This is a genomic window from Polaromonas sp. P3_C2, from assembly GCF_056402675.1.
In genome coordinates, this window is record NZ_JBFUGX010000702.1 from 1 (window position 1) to 2,050 (window position 2,050).

Consider the following 2,050-nt stretch of genomic DNA (forward strand, 5'->3'; position numbering starts at 1 on the left):
TGGCCGGGCTGGTACTGCTGATGCCCATGCTGTTCTGGATGGCCAACCGGCTGGCCAGGCCCCTGAAGAACCTGGTGCGCTCGGCCAGGCACATCCGGCAATTTGAATTCGACAGCGACATTCCCCAGGACAGCGACATCGCCGAGGTGCGCCGGCTGCAGGAATCGCTGGCGCTGGCACGCATCGCGTTGCAGGGCTTTTCGCGTTACGTGCCGCGGCCGCTGGTGCAGCATTTCATTGCCAACCGCCTGACGCCGCAGGCCGGCGTCGAGCAACGCGAGCTGGCGGTGCTGTGCGCCGCGCTGGACGACGACCACGCCACGGCCATGACCTGGTCGCCGAATGCCGACCACTACCTGCAGATCCTGGCGGTGGAAGTGGCGCAGGGCAAGGGCATGATGGACCGCTACGAAAGCTGCACCGCCGTCGCGCTGTGGAACACGCCGCTCAATGTGTCTAACCCGGCCGGTTATGCCTGCGAGGCGGCCCTGCGCGCGGTGGACTCCATGCAGGCGCTGGCCGAAGGCCTGGACGTGCCGGTCAAGCCACCGCGCTTTGGCCTGGATTTTGGCAATGCCACAGTCGGCAACTTCGGCACCTGGGATCACCTGACTTTCACCGCAGTGGGCGCACCGCTGGACCGGGCCCGGGCGCTGGCGCGCCAGGCCAATGCGCTGGGCGTGAACATCGCCGCCAGCCGCGCGGTGGCGCTTGCGGCCGCGCGGTTTTTCCGTTTCAGGCTGGTGGCCACAGTACCGCTAGGCCCGAAGGATGAGCTGTGCGAGGTGTATGAGCTCCTGGAAAGAATAGACCACGAACACCCTGCGAAACACGAGGGCGTGAGCCTGCCGGCCGTGTGAGCTGCAGGTTTGCACCGTCGGGTCCGCGTGGCTGTTCTTCATGTGAAAGAGGGGTCTTTATGGCCGGCAGATCAATGTTGACGCGCAGGCACTGGCTGCGCCAGGGTGCCGGCCTGGCCGGCGCAGCGACGGTGGGGCTGGCGCAGCTTGCCCGCGCGCAGGCAGGCAAGCCGCTCACGATGTCCTATGGCTGGGTTCCGTGGGCGGCGGGCAACTCGCCGATCACGCAGCACATGATCAACAAAAAGCTGATCGAAAAACACGCGGCGCAATTTGGCTACGACCTCACCATGGACTACCGCGCCTACCCCGCGGCAGCGCCGCAGGTCGAGGCCCTGGCCGCCGGCCAGCTCGACATGGCCATGTGGGGCAACACGCCGACGCTGCGCGCCATCGTGGCAAAGCTTCCTTTCAGCCTGGTGTCGGTGGCGGAAGGGCGGCTGCGCTTTTTGCTGTGCACGCGCAAGGACTCGCCCATCCGCAACGTGCAGGACCTCAAGGGAAAGACGGTCGGCACACTGGTAGGCGCTGACCCGTACAACGCGTTCACGCAAATCCTGCGCTATGAGCTGGGCAACCCCGACCCGGCCGCCCATGGCATCCGCATGGTGCACCTGCCCACCTTGCCCGAAGCGGCGCAGGTGCCCAGCGGCGTGGACGCCACATTGGCCGTGTACCCGGCCTTCCTGAAAGCGCAGGCCACGGGCACGGTGGCTGTGATGAACTCCTACGGCTACACCGAAGGGCATTACGACGGGCCAGCCGGCAAGGGCGCCGGCATCCTGCTGCCCTCGGTGAAGAATTCGCCTTTCTATCCAGACGGCTATTACCTGCATCGTTCCTTCCGCATCGTGCATAGCAACATCGTGGAAAAACACCCCAACCTCGTGCTGGCCTTTCTGCTGGCGCAGCAGGAGGCCGTGAGCGTTCTCAGCGAAGCCGACCCGGAGGCCGTCTCGCAGCTGGTCAAGTCCTACTGGGGCCTGTCGCCGGCGGATGGCGCCAAGGTGGTTCGTGACGAAGTCGTGTTCCGCCGCGGCTGGGCCTGGTCCACCGAAGGCGACGCGCTGGCTTTGTTCGCCACCTCCAAAATGATTGCGGGCGCAAAAATCATTCCGCAACCCCTGARCTGGGCGCAGGTGAAAAGTGTGTTCGTGYAAACYGCACCGMTCGCCAAACAGGCYTACGAG

Annotated in this window: 2 protein-coding genes; both read left to right on the plus strand. The window is 65.5% G+C overall.

Going from position 1 to position 2,050, the window contains the following annotated elements; all coding sequences use genetic code 11:
- A partial coding sequence (locus tag AC1DWI_RS20935; protein WP_477725656.1) for an adenylate/guanylate cyclase domain-containing protein occupies nucleotides 1–860 on the plus strand: 860 nt, incomplete at its 5' end.
- Nucleotides 861–919: 59 nt separating this feature from the next.
- The coding region (locus tag AC1DWI_RS20940; protein ID WP_477725657.1) for an ABC transporter substrate-binding protein at nucleotides 920–2,050 on the plus strand (1,131 nt) is incomplete at its 3' end.